General features: G+C 65.4%; 21 protein-coding genes. 11 read left to right on the top strand and 10 right to left on the bottom strand.

From position 1 onward, the window contains the following. The first annotated feature begins 33 nt into the window (after positions 1 to 33). A complete protein-coding gene (locus tag LMQ14_RS07350; protein ID WP_267734109.1) occupies positions 34 to 822 on the top strand; it encodes an SDR family NAD(P)-dependent oxidoreductase in 789 nt (262 codons plus the stop codon). Between the two features lie 72 nt (positions 823 to 894). Here LMQ14_RS07350 and LMQ14_RS07345 read toward each other — a convergent pair whose 3' ends face one another. Continuing rightward, a complete protein-coding gene (locus LMQ14_RS07345; protein ID WP_267734108.1) occupies positions 895 to 1707 on the bottom strand; it encodes an SDR family NAD(P)-dependent oxidoreductase in 813 nt (270 codons plus the stop codon). A 93-nt stretch (positions 1708 to 1800) separates the two neighbouring features. Here LMQ14_RS07345 and LMQ14_RS07340 point away from each other — a divergent pair, with 93 nt between their 5' ends. From LMQ14_RS07340 to LMQ14_RS07325, 4 genes are all read left to right on the top strand, one after another. Beyond that, positions 1801 to 2790, top strand: a complete 990-nt coding sequence (locus LMQ14_RS07340; protein WP_267734107.1) for an NAD-dependent epimerase/dehydratase family protein — start codon at positions 1801 to 1803, stop codon at positions 2788 to 2790. 11 nt (positions 2791 to 2801) lie between these two features. Beyond that, the gene (locus LMQ14_RS07335; RefSeq protein ID WP_267734106.1) at positions 2802 to 3371 is read left to right on the top strand and encodes a TetR/AcrR family transcriptional regulator; all 570 of its coding nucleotides are present in this window, start codon (positions 2802 to 2804) and stop codon (positions 3369 to 3371) included. A gap of 88 nt (positions 3372 to 3459) precedes the next feature. Then, positions 3460 to 3807: a DUF732 domain-containing protein gene (locus LMQ14_RS07330; RefSeq protein ID WP_420714623.1), complete on the top strand. Its 348-nt coding sequence runs from the start codon at positions 3460 to 3462 to the stop codon at positions 3805 to 3807. 196 nt (positions 3808 to 4003) lie between these two features. Continuing rightward, entirely contained in the window at positions 4004 to 4438 is a 435-nt protein-coding gene (locus LMQ14_RS07325; RefSeq protein ID WP_267734105.1) for a hypothetical protein, read from the top strand. A gap of 99 nt (positions 4439 to 4537) precedes the next feature. Here LMQ14_RS07325 and LMQ14_RS07320 read toward each other — a convergent pair whose 3' ends face one another. Further along, the gene (locus tag LMQ14_RS07320; RefSeq protein ID WP_267735403.1) at positions 4538 to 5170 is read right to left on the bottom strand and encodes a DUF1345 domain-containing protein; all 633 of its coding nucleotides are present in this window, start codon (positions 5168 to 5170) and stop codon (positions 4538 to 4540) included. 280 nt (positions 5171 to 5450) lie between these two features. Here LMQ14_RS07320 and LMQ14_RS07315 point away from each other — a divergent pair, with 280 nt between their 5' ends. Beyond that, positions 5451 to 5723, top strand: coding sequence for a DUF732 domain-containing protein (locus tag LMQ14_RS07315; RefSeq protein WP_267734104.1), 273 nt, complete (start codon positions 5451 to 5453; stop codon positions 5721 to 5723). Between the two features lie 19 nt (positions 5724 to 5742). Here LMQ14_RS07315 and LMQ14_RS07310 read toward each other — a convergent pair whose 3' ends face one another. From LMQ14_RS07310 to LMQ14_RS07300, 3 genes are all read right to left on the bottom strand, one after another. Continuing rightward, on the bottom strand, positions 5743 to 6204 hold the full coding sequence (locus tag LMQ14_RS07310; protein ID WP_267735402.1) for a hypothetical protein: 462 nt from the start codon (positions 6202 to 6204) through the stop codon (positions 5743 to 5745). A 109-nt stretch (positions 6205 to 6313) separates the two neighbouring features. Further along, positions 6314 to 6844: a pyridoxamine 5'-phosphate oxidase family protein gene (locus LMQ14_RS07305; RefSeq protein ID WP_267734103.1), complete on the bottom strand. Its 531-nt coding sequence runs from the start codon at positions 6842 to 6844 to the stop codon at positions 6314 to 6316. Between the two features lie 30 nt (positions 6845 to 6874). Further along, positions 6875 to 7411 carry an NUDIX domain-containing protein gene (locus LMQ14_RS07300; protein WP_267734102.1) on the bottom strand — a complete coding sequence of 179 codons (537 nt, stop codon included), beginning with the start codon at positions 7409 to 7411 and terminating at the stop codon, positions 6875 to 6877. A gap of 65 nt (positions 7412 to 7476) precedes the next feature. Between LMQ14_RS07300 and LMQ14_RS07295 the strand changes: the two genes are divergently transcribed. Continuing rightward, positions 7477 to 7848, top strand: a complete 372-nt coding sequence (locus LMQ14_RS07295; protein WP_267734101.1) for a nuclear transport factor 2 family protein — start codon at positions 7477 to 7479, stop codon at positions 7846 to 7848. Positions 7849 to 7983: 135 nt separating this feature from the next. Further along, entirely contained in the window at positions 7984 to 9714 is a 1731-nt protein-coding gene (locus LMQ14_RS07290; protein ID WP_267735401.1) for an NAD-binding protein, read from the top strand. Here the strand turns inward: LMQ14_RS07290 and LMQ14_RS07285 are convergent. Further along, the gene (locus LMQ14_RS07285; RefSeq protein ID WP_267735400.1) at positions 9711 to 10589 is read right to left on the bottom strand and encodes an LLM class flavin-dependent oxidoreductase; all 879 of its coding nucleotides are present in this window, start codon (positions 10587 to 10589) and stop codon (positions 9711 to 9713) included. The two genes, LMQ14_RS07290 and LMQ14_RS07285, sit on opposite strands and share 4 nt — an antisense overlap. A 69-nt stretch (positions 10590 to 10658) precedes the next feature. On the opposite strand from LMQ14_RS07285, the gene LMQ14_RS07280 reads away from it, so the two are divergent. Beyond that, entirely contained in the window at positions 10659 to 11072 is a 414-nt protein-coding gene (locus tag LMQ14_RS07280; RefSeq protein ID WP_267734100.1) for a VOC family protein, read from the top strand. A 50-nt stretch (positions 11073 to 11122) separates the two neighbouring features. Continuing rightward, positions 11123 to 11512, top strand: a complete 390-nt coding sequence (locus LMQ14_RS07275; RefSeq protein ID WP_267734099.1) for a VOC family protein — start codon at positions 11123 to 11125, stop codon at positions 11510 to 11512. On the opposite strand, the gene LMQ14_RS07270 is transcribed toward LMQ14_RS07275, so the two are convergent. From LMQ14_RS07270 to cysD, 3 genes are read right to left on the bottom strand one after another with little or no spacing between them, the layout of a single operon-like run. Beyond that, a complete protein-coding gene (locus LMQ14_RS07270; RefSeq protein WP_267734098.1) occupies positions 11509 to 11991 on the bottom strand; it encodes an Rrf2 family transcriptional regulator in 483 nt (160 codons plus the stop codon). The two genes, LMQ14_RS07275 and LMQ14_RS07270, sit on opposite strands and share 4 nt — an antisense overlap. A 56-nt stretch (positions 11992 to 12047) precedes the next feature. Beyond that, positions 12048 to 13901: an adenylyl-sulfate kinase gene (cysC, locus tag LMQ14_RS07265; RefSeq protein WP_267734097.1), complete on the bottom strand. Its 1854-nt coding sequence runs from the start codon at positions 13899 to 13901 to the stop codon at positions 12048 to 12050. After that, on the bottom strand, positions 13901 to 14881 hold the full coding sequence (cysD, locus tag LMQ14_RS07260; RefSeq protein ID WP_267734096.1) for a sulfate adenylyltransferase subunit CysD: 981 nt from the start codon (positions 14879 to 14881) through the stop codon (positions 13901 to 13903). The genes cysC and cysD overlap by 1 nt, the downstream gene beginning before the upstream one ends. A 189-nt stretch (positions 14882 to 15070) precedes the next feature. Between cysD and LMQ14_RS07255 the strand changes: the two genes are divergently transcribed. Then, entirely contained in the window at positions 15071 to 15460 is a 390-nt protein-coding gene (locus tag LMQ14_RS07255; protein ID WP_267735399.1) for a PaaI family thioesterase, read from the top strand. Between the two features lie 12 nt (positions 15461 to 15472). Here LMQ14_RS07255 and LMQ14_RS07250 read toward each other — a convergent pair whose 3' ends face one another. Beyond that, complete coding sequence (locus LMQ14_RS07250) at positions 15473 to 15964, bottom strand: beta-class carbonic anhydrase (RefSeq protein ID WP_267734095.1); 492 nt, start codon at positions 15962 to 15964, stop codon at positions 15473 to 15475. Between the last annotated feature and the right edge of the window lie 125 nt (positions 15965 to 16089).

Genomic DNA, 16089 nt, shown 5'->3' with positions numbered 1-16089 from the left:
GCGTTACTGAGAAGAAGCGAGTGGGAGAATTCGATGTCCAGACTTGCCGGAAAAGTGGCGATAGTTACCGGAGGTGCCGGCGGTATTGGTGCGGCGACGGCGCACGAATTGGCCCGCGAAGGCGCGGCGGTTGCCGTCGTTGATATCGACGAGGCGAAGGCCAACGACGTCGCCGACGAGATTCGACGAACCGGGGCCGCAGCGATCGCCCTCGGTGGCGATCTGGCCGAGGAAGACGTGGTGAGATCCGTGGTGGCTGCCACGGTGGCAGAGCTCGGCCGCGTCGACGTCCTGCACAACAACGCCGCATTGACCGCCAGCGGCTTCTTGTCCCGCGACACCACGGTCTCCGAGATGCCTCTCGAAGTGTGGCACCGGTCAATGGAGGTAAACCTCGGAAGTCAGCTGCTCATGTGCAAATACGCTGTTCCCGAAATGCGTAGCGGCGGTGGGGGTTCGATCATCAACATGTCGTCGGGCGCGGCCCTGTCGGGTGACCGGACCCGCCTGGCCTACGGCGTCTCGAAGGCCGGGGTGCACGCCTTGACGATGTACGTGGCGACCAGCGAAGGCAAGCAGGGCGTGCGCGCGAACACCATCGTGCCCGGATTGATTCTCACCGACGCGGTGCGCGCGCACCTGTCCGAGAACATTCTCGACGGCCTGGGCCGCGCCACGTTGACGCCCTATGTCGGGCAACCAAAAGACGTAGCGGACCTCGTCGTTTTTCTGGCTTCCGAGCAGTCCCGCTACATCACCGGACAAATGATTTCGATCGACGGCGGAATGTCGGCGCACGTCGCGATGAACACCGGCGACTAAATAATTGCAGCCATTATCGACACCAGCGCCGATGCGATCAGCGGATGTGAATTAGCGAATTTCTTTCTCGCCCTATTGAGTTGTCGGCCCGAGCGCGTATACGCCGGTCTCCGGGTGGTGGTACCAACCGCTGGCGGCGTGCGTGCCGCCGTCGACGTGGATCGTTTGGCCGGTGACGTAGCTGGACATGTCCGACGCGAGAAACACTGCCGCTCCTGCCATCTCGTCGACGTGCCCTGCGCGCCCCATCGGAACCGTGAAGCCGACCCGATCCCGGGATCCCGGCGGCGCTATCTGCTCGAGGCCTTCGGTCCAGGTGATGTCCGGGGCCAGCGCGTTGACCCGGATGCCGTGCGGGGCGAGTTCGAGGGCGGCAGTCTTGGTGTAGTTGATGACGCCCGCCTTGGCCGCCGCGTAGGTCGCATAACCCGGCGCGGCGCGCACACCCTCGATCGACGTCACGCTGATGACGCTGCCGGGCAGTTTCTGCTCGACGAGGTTGCGGGCCACCCGCTGCGTGCATAGGTAGACGTGGCGCAGGTTCGACTTGTAGAGGGCGTCCCACCCGTTCTCGGTGGTGTCGAGGATCCCCGACCAGAAGACTCCCCCGGCATTGTTGACCAGGATCGTCACCGGCCCGAGCTCGCCCGAGGTCTGCGCCAGCGCGGCGTCCACCGCGGCGCTGTCCCGCACGTCGACCGGAATGCCGAGAGCACCGATCTCATCGGCGGCGGACGCGCAGGTATCGGGATTTCGTTCCCAGATCGCGACTCGCGCGCCGAATGCCTTCAGCCCCGCCGCGATGCCGCGGCCGATGCCTGCGCCACCACCGGTGACGACCGCGACGCGGTCGGTCAGGAGCACGCTTGACGGATCGAGTGCCATGACACCGAATATAGAACAATCCCACTTCAAGGTTTACAGTCCTCACTAAATATGTTCGATATGTAACGTCAAGCAAGCGCAGGGAGGCCCGAGATGGGCAGCACGATCTTCGTCACCGGCGCGACCGGTCAGACCGGCGGCAACGTCTGCGAGCAGTTGATTGAGCGTGGTGACCAGGTTCGCGCCCTGGTTCGTGATCCCGACGCCGCCACGGCGCTGGCCGAAATCGGCGTCGAATTGGTCAAGGGCGACATCAGCGACGCCGACGACGTGCTTCGCGCGGCCAAGGGCGCCGAGGCCGCTATTCACTGTGCGGCCCTGCTCGGCGGCGCGAGTCAGGACCTCGAAGACTTCAAGGCCGTCAACCTGGTCGGCACGACCAACGTCCTGGATGCCGGGAAAGCGCACGGCATGCGCCGGGTCGTCGCCCTGAGCACCGCCACCTTCCTGAATCTGAACGCCGGCGTCGACTTCGAAGAGGCGCCCGTTCTTGGGAACCCACCCAACGACCCCTACACCGTCACCAAGCTCGCCGCGTTTCTGGAGGCGCACCACCGCGCGGCCGCGGGCGACGACGTGCTCACCTGCCACCCGGGCGCCATCTACGGTCCTGGCCTGGTCGTAGAACGCGCATTGCACCGCACCAGTTTCAACCGCGTGCTGTTGGCAGGCATGCGCGGAAAGATCAAGCGCTACTTGGCCTTTCCGGTGACCTGGGTCGCCGGAGCGGACGTCGCGAAGGGCTCGATCGCCGCGTTGGACAAGGGCGTGGCGGGTGAGCGCTACCTGTTGGTCGGCCGGCCCGAAGACACCTTCAGTACGGCCGGCGGCATCAACCGCGCTTGCGAGGTCGCCGAAATCGACCACCGTGTCGAGGATCTCGACTACCGCACCGACCCCGAGGCGTTGACTGCCGAATTCGGGCCCACCTTGATGGCCATCGCAAAGGCCGCGGCGAAAAGCGATCGCAAGCCCAGAAGCAACAACAACCTGACCGCGCGGCGATTGGGGTATGCGCCGATGTCCTTCGACGACGGTCTACGACTGTTGATCTCATGGCTACGCAAACTCGGCAAGCTGTAGGGGCTGCCACGGTGTCGACCGCCGAATCGCGCCGCTCAGATCATGGAGATCTGGCCGATCGGATCCTGGACGCGGCCCAGCGGCTGGTATTCCGGACCGGCGCCCGCAAGTTGTCGCTGTCGGACGTGGCAAGCCTGGCCGGGGTATCGCGCCCCACCATCTACCGATACTTCGTCTCCAAAGAAGACCTGATCGACGCGATGGGAAAGCGTGAACGCCGTCGCTTCTACGCGGCGATGGAGAACGCGACTTCCGGAGTCGTCGGCGCCGCACGGCTGGAGGCCGCGGTCGACGTCGTCGCGACCTTCCTCGAGGCTCAGCCGCCGGGGCAGCTGCTCGACCTCGAGCCGGGCTTCGCCTACGACCAGATGGCCGCGGCGCTACCCATGCTCGTCGAAGGGCTGGTGACGGTTTTGCAGCACTGTGCCCACGAGGGCGCGCTCGCCGCGGGGGCGGATCCGCGAGACCTGGCCGGCGCCATCGCGCGGACCGCGTTGAGCCACTACATATTTCCCGAGACCGATCGCGTTGCGGCGCGCCGGCAGATCCGTGCGGCCGCCGGACTTTTCGGCCGCGCCTGAGCCACGGCGTACCCGTCCGATGCGGCCGGCGTCCGTGGGATTCGTCAGTTCTTCATATTTCTGTCGCTTTGCCGCCGCACACTGAGTCATGCGCTCCCCTCGCTGGCTGGCCCGATTGACCGTCCCCGCACTGGTTGCTGCTGCCCTCGTGACCAGCGCTCCGATTGCGACTGCCGATCCGGTCAGTGACGGCTACCTTGCCCAGCTGCGCGCCGCGGGCCTCACCTGGCCGCCCGGACACGAAGGCGCCTTGATCGGGATGGCGCAGCTTATCTGCGACGACCTCGGCTGGGGCTGGCTGCCAGACCAGATCGCCCAGGACGTTCATGCGAACTTGGATCCGCGAGGCATCGCGGTCGGAGACGTCGCTTCCATGGTCGGCATCGCGCATCGGACCTATTGCCCCAACCAGAGGTGCTGGGCGCCGCACTGCTGAGCGCTGCGGCTTGCTGCGACAGGCCGGCCAAGCTCGAACGCATGTCGATTTCATAGAACTTTTCGGCTCTACCGCCCATTTTGTCTTTCAATTCGATATGCGTTTAAGAGCGGCGGGATACTCCTTATTAGTTTGCTGATACGTTCACCTCTGGTGGCCCGCGCGGCGGTAAAACCACGATATGAGGGCGGAAAAGATGAGGATCAGCACATTTATCGCGGCGACTGCATTCTTTGCTGGCGCGGCAACCTTGCCAGCATCCCTAGCCTCGGCCGAGCCACTGGCCACGGGCGACGACACGAAAATGAACGGTGTCTATAACTACGCGGACGAAGACGGCGACACCGGAGTCTGGACCATCAACACCACGTGCAAGCAGGTCTGCGTCGCCCACGTGACGACCGGTCCGGGCATGGGGTTCAACGCCCCGCTGCTCGACGGCCAATACACCGTGACGCGCACCATCCCGGAAGCCGCGATCTGCGCCAACGACAACAGCCTGCACCCGGTGACTGTTCACCAATCGTGGGACCCGCTGACGCTCACCGGGGTGGCGATCTTCCTGGACAGCACCGCGCCTTGCGGCCTCACCGACCCGCACGACACCTTTACGCTCACAAAAATCGGCTAGCGACTACCGACATCGAAACGCGATAGCGAATGCGATATCGCGTTTCAAAGTTCAACTAGTCCAACCTTTTTGGTGCTGGTGTGACCGCGCTCGGACCCGTCACACCTTGGAGCTCAGCCCCGCGATCAAATTGATCGTGACGGCGAGCACCACCGCACCCAACAGGTAGGACACCATCGCGTGTCGTAACACCGTCGCCCTGATGGACGTCAGATTGATCTCGGTGTCTGACACCTGGTAGGTCATGCCGACGGTGAACGCGACATACGCGAAGTCCCGAAAGCGCGGCGGCTCCGGGTCATGGAAATCGATCCCGCCCGGATCGTCGGAGTAATACAGCCGCGCGTAGTGCACGGTGTAGAGCGTGTGCACGGCGAACCAGGACGCCGCCACGCTCAGAATGCCGACGATGGCGGCGTGGATCGCCTCGCCGCCGGAGCGCGACCCGGCGGCCACCACGTACCCGACCCCACCCAGGCTCGCGATGCTTGCGGTCAGGATGACCGCGTCGGCCAGCCACCGGGTCGGGTCCTCACGCGTCGCCCATATCCGGGTTTGCTCGGCATCCATCCCGCGCAGGATGAGCTGCGTCCACGCCACATACACGCCGGCGGCGGTGATCCAACCGACGAGCGCGTAGCGCCCACCCAAGGCATTTCCCACCATGATGGCGACGACAACTCCGAGCACCACGACAACTGTCATCCGAACCGCGACGGTGTCGCGGAACATTTTCACCAGGGACGTCACCACCGGAACCTAACCATCAGCACCCGTCGTCCGATAGCGACACTCGGGAGAAACTCCGAAAAAGACATGGTTGCCACCGGTCACTATTTCGTGAGTATTGGAAAAGAACGCATTTTACGGCGCAGCGTGACCGTTTGCTGCTTTCGCGCCCGGTTCGTCAATTCGCCGCGCACTCGCGCTTCGTGCGCCGCATAATGATGCCGTTGTACCGCCCCGCCAAGACAAGGAGCCGACCGTGATCTCTCCTCGCAAACTTTACTTGTTGAGCGTCCCCGCTATTGTTGCCGCCTCGTTGACCGTGGGCACCGGGGTCGCGGTCGCCGACGACGACGGGTACCTCGCGCAGATCAAGAAGATCGGCCTCACCGGGGACAGCGTCGCCCTGATCCAGCTCGGGCACTTGATTTGCGCCGACCGCGCCAACGGCGATACCCCAGACCAGCTGGCCCAGGTGGTGCAGAAGCAAAACCCGGGGATCAGCCTCAGTGACGCGACGGGTGTCGTCAGCGCCGCGGAATCCAACTACTGCCCCTAACTAGCCGGCGCCGCCGGAGTCATCCGGTAGCAAACGCCGCCACGGGCATCTCCACCGTTCCACGGCATGGGCCGCTGGAGATGTCGGTGTGCCAGGTACCACGCAGCGACCCGTCCGGTTGCGGTGCGTAGAACGCCCACGACTTCGCGGGCGCCCAGACTTTCGTAATCCCTTCGCCCATATAGCAATCCCACTGAAAGTCGAAGTGCTCCACCCACCGAGTTCCGTCCCAGACGTAGTGCGATGGCTGGGGCAGCGTCGGGTTCTTCGGGACCGGCCCGTTGGTGGCGGTCGCGACACACTGGCCTGACGAGCACGACGTCACGAAGACGTAGTAAGCGCTGAACGTGGGTTCGGCTTGACCGGCCGCCACGCTGGTGCCGGTCTTGTTCACCGCATATCTCACCAGCGAGTACTTTCCATTCCACACCGGGGTTGCGGCGTGCGTCGAAATCGCCGGTGCAGCAAGGATCGTCACGATGCCGAGCGCCACCGCCACGCCGAACCTCGAACGCAAACACACCGTGCCAATGGTGCGCACTCGATGACGCGATGCGGTATCGGCCCGGACACGATCGCGCGGTGATGCCTCAGTCCAGCTGAAACTTCGTGGCGCCGAACGGTTCCGATGTGCCCATCGCGAACACGGCCGACGGCCGCGCGCGATAGACATGCCAGGGCGGCGGGCCCGCCGACGGCGCACTGTACTCGGCCGTGAGCGCGTCGCCGGCAACCTGGGCGGGCCATCCAGAACGGACAAAAGCCGCTGCGACGGAGGCTAATTCGTCGCCATCGCCGATCCGATCGGCGGTGCCTTCGAGGGCAAGGTCGAACTGATCGGTAGCGACGCTGACCACACATCTGTGATCGCGGGCCAGGTTGCGAGACTTCCGGGTCGCGGATCCGGACGTGAAATACCAGCTGCCGTTGTGCACAACCACCCCCACCGGCCGCACGTGCGGGCTGCCGTCGGGATTGATTGTGGTGAGCCACGCCGTATGTCGTTGCGGACCACCAGTGCCCGGCGCCTGCGTCAGCTGGCCGTCCAGTACCGTCTTCACCCGGGCCCACTCAATCGTCGGCGCTCCGTAGCCGTCGAGATTGCGCGCTTTGATCGTCATAGCAGTGTTGACCGAAGCCGCCCGCAAAACTCATCGCCCATGCAGCAGGAACAGACCGTACGCCGCAATGGACTGCGAGTCGGCGATCACTCCCGAGCGGATCATCTGCTCGACGTCGTCGCGCGCGAACCACGCGCTGCGCATGTCCTGCTCCTCGTGCTCGCGGGCCGCTTGCCCCTCGGAGATACCGGTGGCCAGGAACACCCAGCCACGCTGACTGGTCATACCGGGGGCGACGTCGAGCAGACCAAGTGCCTCGAATGACGTCGCGCTCAAACCGGTTTCCTCGCGCAGCTCGCGCGCGGCCAGCTCGGCGGGCTCGGTGTCGGCCAGGTCGGGTGCGGTGCCCTGCGGAAACTCCCAGCGGCGCGCGCCCACCGGATAACGGAACTGTTCGACCAGCCGGAATCGGTCCCCGTCGTAGGGCATCACCAGCGCGTAGGTCGGCTTGTCCACCACGGCGTAGATGCCGGGGCTGCCATCCGGGCGACGGATGTCGTCTTCCCGGAAGATCAGCCACGGGTTCCGGTAGATCTCGCGCGACGCGAGTCGTTCGATGAAAGGCACGCAGCTCAGTATGAATGCGACCAACCCGTCGCGACCGCGATGGCGAACGGGTAGCGTCCGAAGCCATGCCTTCCCAAGAAGCCATCACCCAAGCCGTCAACAGCTATCTCACGCACGTCGCCAACGGCGCCACCGAAGAAGTGGTGAACCTCTACTCCGCCGACGCCACCATCGAGGATCCAGCCGGAACCGATGTGCGGCGCGGCCGGGATGCGGTCCGTGAGTTCTATGCGGCATTCCAAGATGCCAAGAAAGAAACCGAACTCGCCGAAATTCGCGTCGGCGGCAATGAGGCGGCGTTCTTCTGGCACCTGACGCTCGATGCCGGCGACACCCGTACCCGGATCTCGCCCATCTCGGTGATGACGTTCGACGACGACGGGAAGATCACGTCGATGCGGGCGTTCTGGTCGCCTTCCGACGTTCGTGTCCTCTAGCGCAAAGCCGTTACAGCCGAAGAAAATACGGGCGCGCCCGGGACGAGCCGTCGCGCTCCCCGACGTTGCGCTGGCACAAATCGGCGCAGTAGCCGATAGTCATAGAAATGTGACGTCCTGGGAGGCGGGGTGAACATGCACGGCCACATCATCGTCAGCGGTGACGACGCGCTGGCGACGACGATCGCCGAGGAGCTGGAAACCGCCGGCGCCACCGTCGTCAAGCTCGTCGATGACACTGTCGCTGACACCAAGGACGACCTCGTCGAGGCCGGGATCGTGCGGGCGGCCGCCGTGGTCTGCGCCGGGGATGACGACGCGGTAAATCTCGAAATAGCCTTACTGGCAAGGAAAGCCAACCCGCACGTGCGAGTGGTTGCCCGGCTGGCCAATGATGTGCTGCGCGGTGCGGTCGCCGTCGACAACGGCCCAGGCGCGATCCTCGACGTCGCCGAGCTGGCGGCACCGTCGGTCGTCGAGGCGTGCCTGGCGCACACGGCGCACCCGTTCGAGGCGGCCGGCATCAAGTTCCTCGTCTCGGGCGCGCAGGCGCCCTATGACGCCACGCTGCGCGAGATCTACGCCGACCTGGCGCCGGTCGCGGTGATCCACGGCAAGAACTCGCCCGCACCCGGGTTGCTCGAGACTTGTCCGGGCCGCGACCTGAAGGTCCACGCCGGCGACTGGACCGCGATGATCGGCACCGTCGAAGAGCTGGCGGGGCGGGGCATCAAAGCCCCGCGGCCCAACACGACACGCATCCCGCAGCGCCGGCTGCGGCGGGCCATTGACGTCGTGCGCAGCCTGCGCAACGACGTCAACCCGATGTTCATGCGTGCCGTAGCGGCGGTGCTGACCGTCTTGATCGGCTCGACGGTGTTGCTGCGCTACAGCTATCAGCCGCACGCGAAGATGAACTGGGTCGACGCGCTGTACTTCAGCACCGAGACGATCGCGACGGTGGGCTACGGCGACTTCAGCTTCCTCGCGCAACCCACCTGGCTGCGACTGTTCAGCATCGGATTGATGTTCGGCGGCTTGATGACCACCGCCGTCCTTGTCGCGTTCATCGCCGACCTGTTGATCTCGCGCCGCTTCGCGTATACGTCCGGCCGCCGGCGGGCGAGCCAACTGCGCAATCACATCGTCGTCGTCGGGCTGGGCTCGTTCGGCAGCCGCGTCGCCGCCGATCTGAGCGCCGCCGGATACGACGTCGCGGTGATCGAAATCGATGAGAACAACCGCTATTTGTCGACCGCGGCCGAATTCGACATTCCCGTGATCTTCGGGGACGCGACGCTGCGCCAGACTCTGGAAGCGGCCCGCGTGGACCACGCCCGCGCGATCGCGGTGCTGACTCACGATGACATGACCAACATCGAGACCGGGATCGTGCTGCGCGAGATGCTGGGCCCGCGAGTGATGCCGCACGTCGTCCGGCCCGACGTACCGATCGTGCTGCGCATCTACGACCATGCGCTGGGCGGCGCCGTGGCCGAGCGGTTCGGTTTCGACACCGTTCGTTCGACCGTCGCGTTGGCCGCGCCGTGGTTCGTCGGCGCCGCGATGGGCCTGCAGGTGCTCGGGACGTTTTCGGTCGGGCAGCGCTACTTCATGGTCGGCGGCATGCATGTGGCGGCGGGCAGCGAGCTCGACGGGCTGCGGATGTTCGAACTGTCCACGCAGACCCGCGTCATCGCGATCACCCGGGAGGACGCTGCGGTCCAGCTGCACCCGCGGCGCGACGCCCGGCTGCGTGGCGGCGACACCGTCTACGTCGTGGGCCCCTACCGCGAACTGGTGGCGACTCTGCAAAAGGGGCAACCCCCGCAACCCGAAGTCGGCCGCGAGCGGCTGCCGGCCTAAAGCCGCCCGGCCACGTCGGCGGCGCGGCGCACCTGGTCGAGGTTCGAACTGGTCGGAATCAGCTGAACCTCGTCGGTGCCGACCTCTTCGAACTTGCGCAGCACCGCGGCCAGCTCGTCTTCGCTGCCGGCCCAGCCGGTCATCGGGGCCATCGCGTCGACGTACTCCGCCGGTATCCAGTTCATATAGCGGCGCAGGTGCCGATGCACCTGGGCGCGCGACTGCTCGGGCGTGCCGAAGGCGAACCAGAACGACGTCACCAGATGGGGCTTGGGCTTGCCGGCCTGGGCCCACGCTTGCCGCGCGACGTCGAAGAGTTCATTTTGCTTGTCGACATCCAGGTCCAGGGTGGTGCCGGCCAGCCCGTCGGCCCAGGCTGCCGCGCTGCGGACGGTCTTCGGCCCGATACTGCCGACGAACAGCGGCGGACCACCGGGCTGAACCGGCGCAGGCCCGACCGGCAGCACCGACTCGGTGATCTTTTCGCCGGCCCATACCCGCTTCATCACCGCGACCCGCTCGGCCATGTCGCGCATGGTCTGCGTCGCCGCGTCGGCGCCGACCGCGTGGTAGTCCTCGTGCCTGCCGCCCACGCCGACGCCGACGGTCAACCGCCCGCCGGACAGCATGTCGCCGGTCGCCAGCCCTTTCGCCAGCATCACCGGATCGTGCAGCTGCGGCACGATCACCGTCGTCATCAGCCGCACCCGTTTCGTCCAGGCGGCGAGCGCGCCGAGCAGCGTGAGATTGTCCGGGTTTTCGAACGCGATGCGCTCGCCCCAGCACAGCGACGAGAAGGGGCCCTCGTCGATCGCGCGCGCCCAGGTCTCGAGCACCGTGGCATCTAAATCCGGTTCCATCACCGGCATCGTCATTGCTATCCGCACGACGGCGATTCTGGCATGCCCTCAACATGTGGTCCCTCAAGTGGCAGCATGGGGTGAGTGCCCTTAGCTAGTACGTCCATCGCACATGTCCGCCTGACGGTCACCGATATCGAGCGATCGCGGCAGTTCTACGAGAGCGTGTTCGACTGGCCGGTGTTGCTGGAAGTTCCCGAGAATGCGGACGAGGCAACCCGCAACCAGTTCTCCTTCTTGTACGGCGGCGTCGTCTACGACCTCGGCGGCACGCTGCTCGGGCTGCGGCCGGTCGCCTCGGACCGCTTTCACGAAGACCGCTGCGGTCTTGACCACATCGCGTTCCGACTTGGCAGTAAGGACGAATTAGACACCGCCGCAGCACATCTCGATGAAGTTGGGGTCGAGCACGAGCCGGTCAAAGACATTGGGCCGTCCTACATTCTGGAATTCCGAGACCCCGACAACATCGCCTTGGAGCTGACCGCGCCCAAGTAACATTTCGCGCGTTGTCGGCTCGCGGCGCCAGTGGTTCACTGGAAGGAACTATGTCCATCAGTTTCAACCACACCATCGTCGCCGCACGCGACAAACGCGAGTCCGCGGAATTTCTCGCCGAGCTCTTCGACCTGCCCAGCCCCCAGCCATTCGGCCACTTCATGGTCGTCGCGCTCGAGCACGGTGCGAGCCTCGATTTCGCCGACGTCCCCGAGGGCGAGGAAATCAGGCGGCAGCACTATGCGTTCCTCGTTTCCGAGCCGGAGTTCGACACGATCTACGGCAAGATCCAATCGCGCGGCCTGCAGCATTGGGCCGATCCGCGCCAAAGCCGGCCCGGCGAGATCAACCACAACGACGGTGGGCGCGGCGTCTACTTCCTGGATCCCTCCGGCCACGCCCTGGAGATCCTGACTCGGCCCTACGGCTCGGGGAGCTAGTCGGCGCGCGGCGCGCCGTGCCTGCGGCTCTCCTGACCCCGATAGTCGTCGGCGAGCTTCGCGACGTGCTTGGGCAGGGTGCCGGACGCCACGTCGGCCAAGGTCGTCTCCTCCAGGACCGACCGCATGCTGGCGCGCAGCGCACGCCAGACGTCGGCCAGCGGCGCCGTCGGTCCCGAGTACGGCAGGTCACCGAGCCCGATGTCACGGACGCTGGCCAGCGGCCCGTCGATGCAACGCAGCACGTCGGCAATGCTGATCTCGCTGCCCGGCCGGGCCAGCTCATAGCCCCCGTCGCGACCGCGGTGGCTGCGCACCAAGCGATCGGTGCGCAGATTGGTCAGTATGTCGACCAGAAACTGCGGCGGTATGCCCTGCGCCTGGGCCAAGTCGTCGGTCTTGACCAGCGCGCCGCTGTCCGCGGTGGCGAGCTGAATCATCGCCCGCACCGCGTACTCAGCCTTCGCCGACATCCGCACGTTGAGGATTGTGCCACCCCCGGCGCGGTGACGATGCGAACGCGTGGGTCTGCGGGCTAGGCGCCCAACTCCAGCATCTCGATGACGCGCTGTGCCATTTCCTCGAGCGAGCGGTCCGGGATCAGCCGCAGATCCGGATTCTTCGGCCGCTGATATGGACTGTCGACCCCGGTGAAATGTGTGATTTCGCCTGCGCGGGCTTTGGCATACAGCCCCTTGGGATCACGCGCCTCACATTCCGAGAGCGGCGTATCGCAGAACACTTCGAAGAACTCAAATCCAGCGTCGCCGTGCACTTTACGAGCCATCTCGCGGTGTTCGGCCAGCGGACTGATCGCGGGCACCAGCACGGTCTGGCCGGAATCGGCGAGCAGCGTCGCGACATGAGCCAGCCGGCGTAGGTTCTCCGCACGGTCGGCCATCGAAAAGCCCAGGTCGGCATTCAGCCCGTGCCGCAGGTTGTCGCCGTCGAGAACATAAGCGGGCGTTCCCTTTTCGAGCAGCTTCTGCTCGACCAGCATCGCCACCGACGATTTACCCGCACCCGACAGGCCGGTGAGCCACACCGTCCGCCCTCGCGCTGCCCGGTCTTCGGCGGTGACCAGCGACTCGTGTCGCACCGTGTTCGGGCTGGCCTTCTGCGCCGCGACGTCGCGCAACACCATGCCCGCCGCGACCGTGCCGTTGGTGTTCGGGTCGATGAGAATGAACGAACCGGTGCTGGCGTTGCGGGTGTACTCGTCGAGCAGCAGGGGCACCTGCGTGCGCAGCGTAACGCGGCCAAGTTCGTTGAGCTTCAACGCCGTAGCGCTCTTGTCGCGATGCAGGGTATTCACATCGAGGCGGTAATCCAGCGCAGTGACCCGAGCACGGGTGGTTCGGGTGGTGTGCTTGATGACGTAATCGCGGCCCGGCTCGAGCGCCGTACCATCGGCCATCCAGCACACGGTCGCGTCGAATTCCCGCGCCACTCTGGGCTGGTTATTGGTGCGGGCGATCATGTCGCCACGCGAAATGTCGATATCGTCGGCCAGGCTCACCGAGACGGCCATCGGCGGAAACGCCTCTTCCACAGGACCATTCGGGCCTTCGATCGCGGCGATCCGGCTCGTCTTGCCGATCGGCAGCACCACTACCTCGTCGCCCGGGCGCATCACTCCGCTGGCCACCGTTCCGGCGTAGCTGCGGTGGTCGCGATGCTCGTGGGTCTGCGGCCGGATCACATACTGCACCGGGAACCGCACGTCGACCAGGTTGCGGTCACCGGCGATGTACACCTCCTCGAGGTGCGAAAGCATCGCCGGGCCCTCATACCAGGGCGTCTTGTCCGATTTGGTCACCACGTTGTCGCCGAGCAGCGCGGAAATCGGGATGGTCGCCACGTCCTGCACGTCCAGACGTGCCGCGAAGGCGTGGAACTCATCCTTGATCGCCTCGAACTTCGCCCTGTCCCAGTCGATCAGATCCATCTTGTTGACCGCCAGCACAATGTGCTGGATGCCCAGCAGCGACGCCAGGAAGGCGTGCCGACGGGACTGCTCGAGCAGGCCCTGGCGGGCATCGACGAGCACGATCACCAGCTGGGCGGTCGACGCGCCGGTCACCATATTGCGGGTGTACTGAATGTGACCCGGGGTGTCGGCGATGATGAATTTCCGCCTGGGAGTGGCGAAGTAGCGGTAAGCGACGTCGATCGTGATGCCTTGTTCACGCTCTGCGCGCAGGCCGTCGGTGACCAGCGCGAGATCGGTGTAGTCGTGGCCGCGTTCCTTGGACGTCTTTTCGACGGCGGCCCACTGGTCTTCCATCACGGCCTTGGAGTCGTACAGCAGCCGCCCGATCAGGGTGGACTTGCCGTCGTCGACCGAGCCGGCAGTTGCGATGCGGAGCAACGTTGTTGGTGCAGCCATCAGAAGTAACCCTGCCGTTTCCGGTCTTCCATTCCAGCCTCTGAGATGCGGTCGTCGGCCCGGGTGGCCCCGCGCTCGGTCAGCCGGGACACCGCGGTCTCGGCGATGACCTCCGACACCGTGCCGGCCTCCGATTCGACGCAGCCGGTGCAGGTGACGTCACCGACGGTGCGGAACCGCACCGTCTTCTCCACCACCGGCTCGTCGGCGCGCGGCTGCAGGTGACGGTGCACCGCCAGCAGCATCCCGTCGCGCTCGAAAACCTGTCGCCGGTGGGCGTAATAGATCGGCGGCAACTTGATCTTTTCGGCGCCGATGTAGGACCAGATGTCGAACTCGGTCCAGTTCGACAGCGGGAAGACCCGGATGTGCTCGCCCTTGTGGTGCCGGCCGTTGTAGATGTTCCACAGCTCGGGCCGCTGGGCCTTGGGGTCCCATTGGCCGAATTCGTCGCGGAAGCTGAACACCCGCTCCTTGGCGCGAGCCTTCTCCTCGTCGCGTCGCGCCCCGCCGAACGCGGCGTCGAATTTGTTCTCCCGGATGGCGCGCAGCAGCGTCACGGTCTGAATCGGGTTGCGCGACGGGATGGTCTCGACGACCCGGCCGGCATCAATGTCTTCTTGCACCGACGCCACCACCAGGCGCACCCCGAACTCCTTGACGAGTTCGTCGCGCGTCGAGATCACCTCGTCGAAGTTGTGGCCGGTGTCGACATGCATGACCGGGAACGGCAGCCGTCCGGGGCGGAACGCCTTGAGCGCCAGGTAGAGCATCACGATGGAGTCCTTGCCGCCGGAGAACAGCAGCACCGGCCGCTCGAACTCCGCGGCGACCTCCCGGATGATGTGGATGGCCTCCGCCTCCAACGAGCGCAGATGGCTCAGTTCGTACTGGCCGGCCGCGGGGGCCGCCGTCACACCACTGGTCATTGCTTCCTTGTCCAAACCGTTTATCCGGATAAACTTGGTAGAACTGACCATGTTTACGGTCATTGACGTTTATAGAACCAGTCCGCCCCGGTCGTGTCAATGGGCGTTGGGCCGGGTGGCGCGCGGGCCGAACACCGGACACATCGCGCCAGGTCGCGACGCCGGCCCTTCCGCCGCGGCCGATCGATGCGAAAGCATGGACGTATGACCACCCCCTCCGCTCCCCCCAGCGGGCGCGACGTGATCGCGCAATTTCTGCCCCAATCGCCGTTCGTCGTCAAGCTGGGAATCGTCGCCGATCAGCTCGGCGATGACGAAGTACGACTACGGCTGCCGTGGGATCCCTCCAACGTCACCCTCGGCGACATGGTGCACGGCGGCGCGATCGCCACGCTCGCCGATCTCACCGTGATGGCGGCGGCATGGTGCGGCGCCGAGGCACCGCCCGACCTGCGCGGCGTCACGGTGTCGATGACAGTGGACTTCATGGCGCCGGCCCGGGCCACCGACGTGATCGGGGTGGGCCGGGTACTGCGCCGGGGTCGGTCGCTGACCAACTGCGAGGCCGAGATCATCGACCCGAAGGGCACGCTGATCGCCAAGGCCCTCGCTACTTACAAAGTCGGCTGACCGGCGTCGGCGCTAGAGGGTTATCTCCTCAAGCTTGCCGCTGGCGACATCGAAGACGAAGCCGCGCAGCGACACGTGCTTGGTGACGAACGGGCTGTTTTCGATGCGGCGCAACGACTGCCGCACGTCCTCGGCGAGGTCCGGGAAGGCCTCGGCCGCCCATGGTGGCTTCACGCCCGCCTCTTCTTGGATGGCGCGCTTGAACTCGTCGTCGGTGAAGGTGAGCATCCCGCAGTCGGTGTGGTGAATCAGGATGATCTCCTGAGTGCCCAGCAGCCGCTGGCTGATGGCCAGTGATCGAATCGCGTCGTCGGTGATGACCCCGCCGGCGTTGCGAATGACGTGGGCTTCGCCCTCGTTCAGTCCCAGAATGCGGTAGACGTCGAGCCGGGCATCCATACACGCGACAACGGCGACGTGTTTGCTCGGCGGCAAGGGCAGTGGGCCGTTGAACGTGCTTGCGTATCCGGCGTTGTTGGCCAAGTAGTCATCGGTAACCGTCATTGCACGTCTCCTCTGAGCATCGCGGCATGGAATTTGCTACAGGATCGGTGCCGGAGTGTATCGCTTTCGGTTGGCGCAGCGTCTAGTTTCGCTCTGCGGTTCTTAATCCCTCGACGGCAGGCCAC

The sequence above is a fragment of the Mycobacterium sp. Aquia_213 genome (assembly GCF_026625985.1).
In the GTDB taxonomy this organism is placed as follows: Bacteria; Actinomycetota; Actinomycetes; order Mycobacteriales; family Mycobacteriaceae; genus Mycobacterium.
This window is presented reverse-complemented; position numbering and strand designations above follow the sequence as displayed.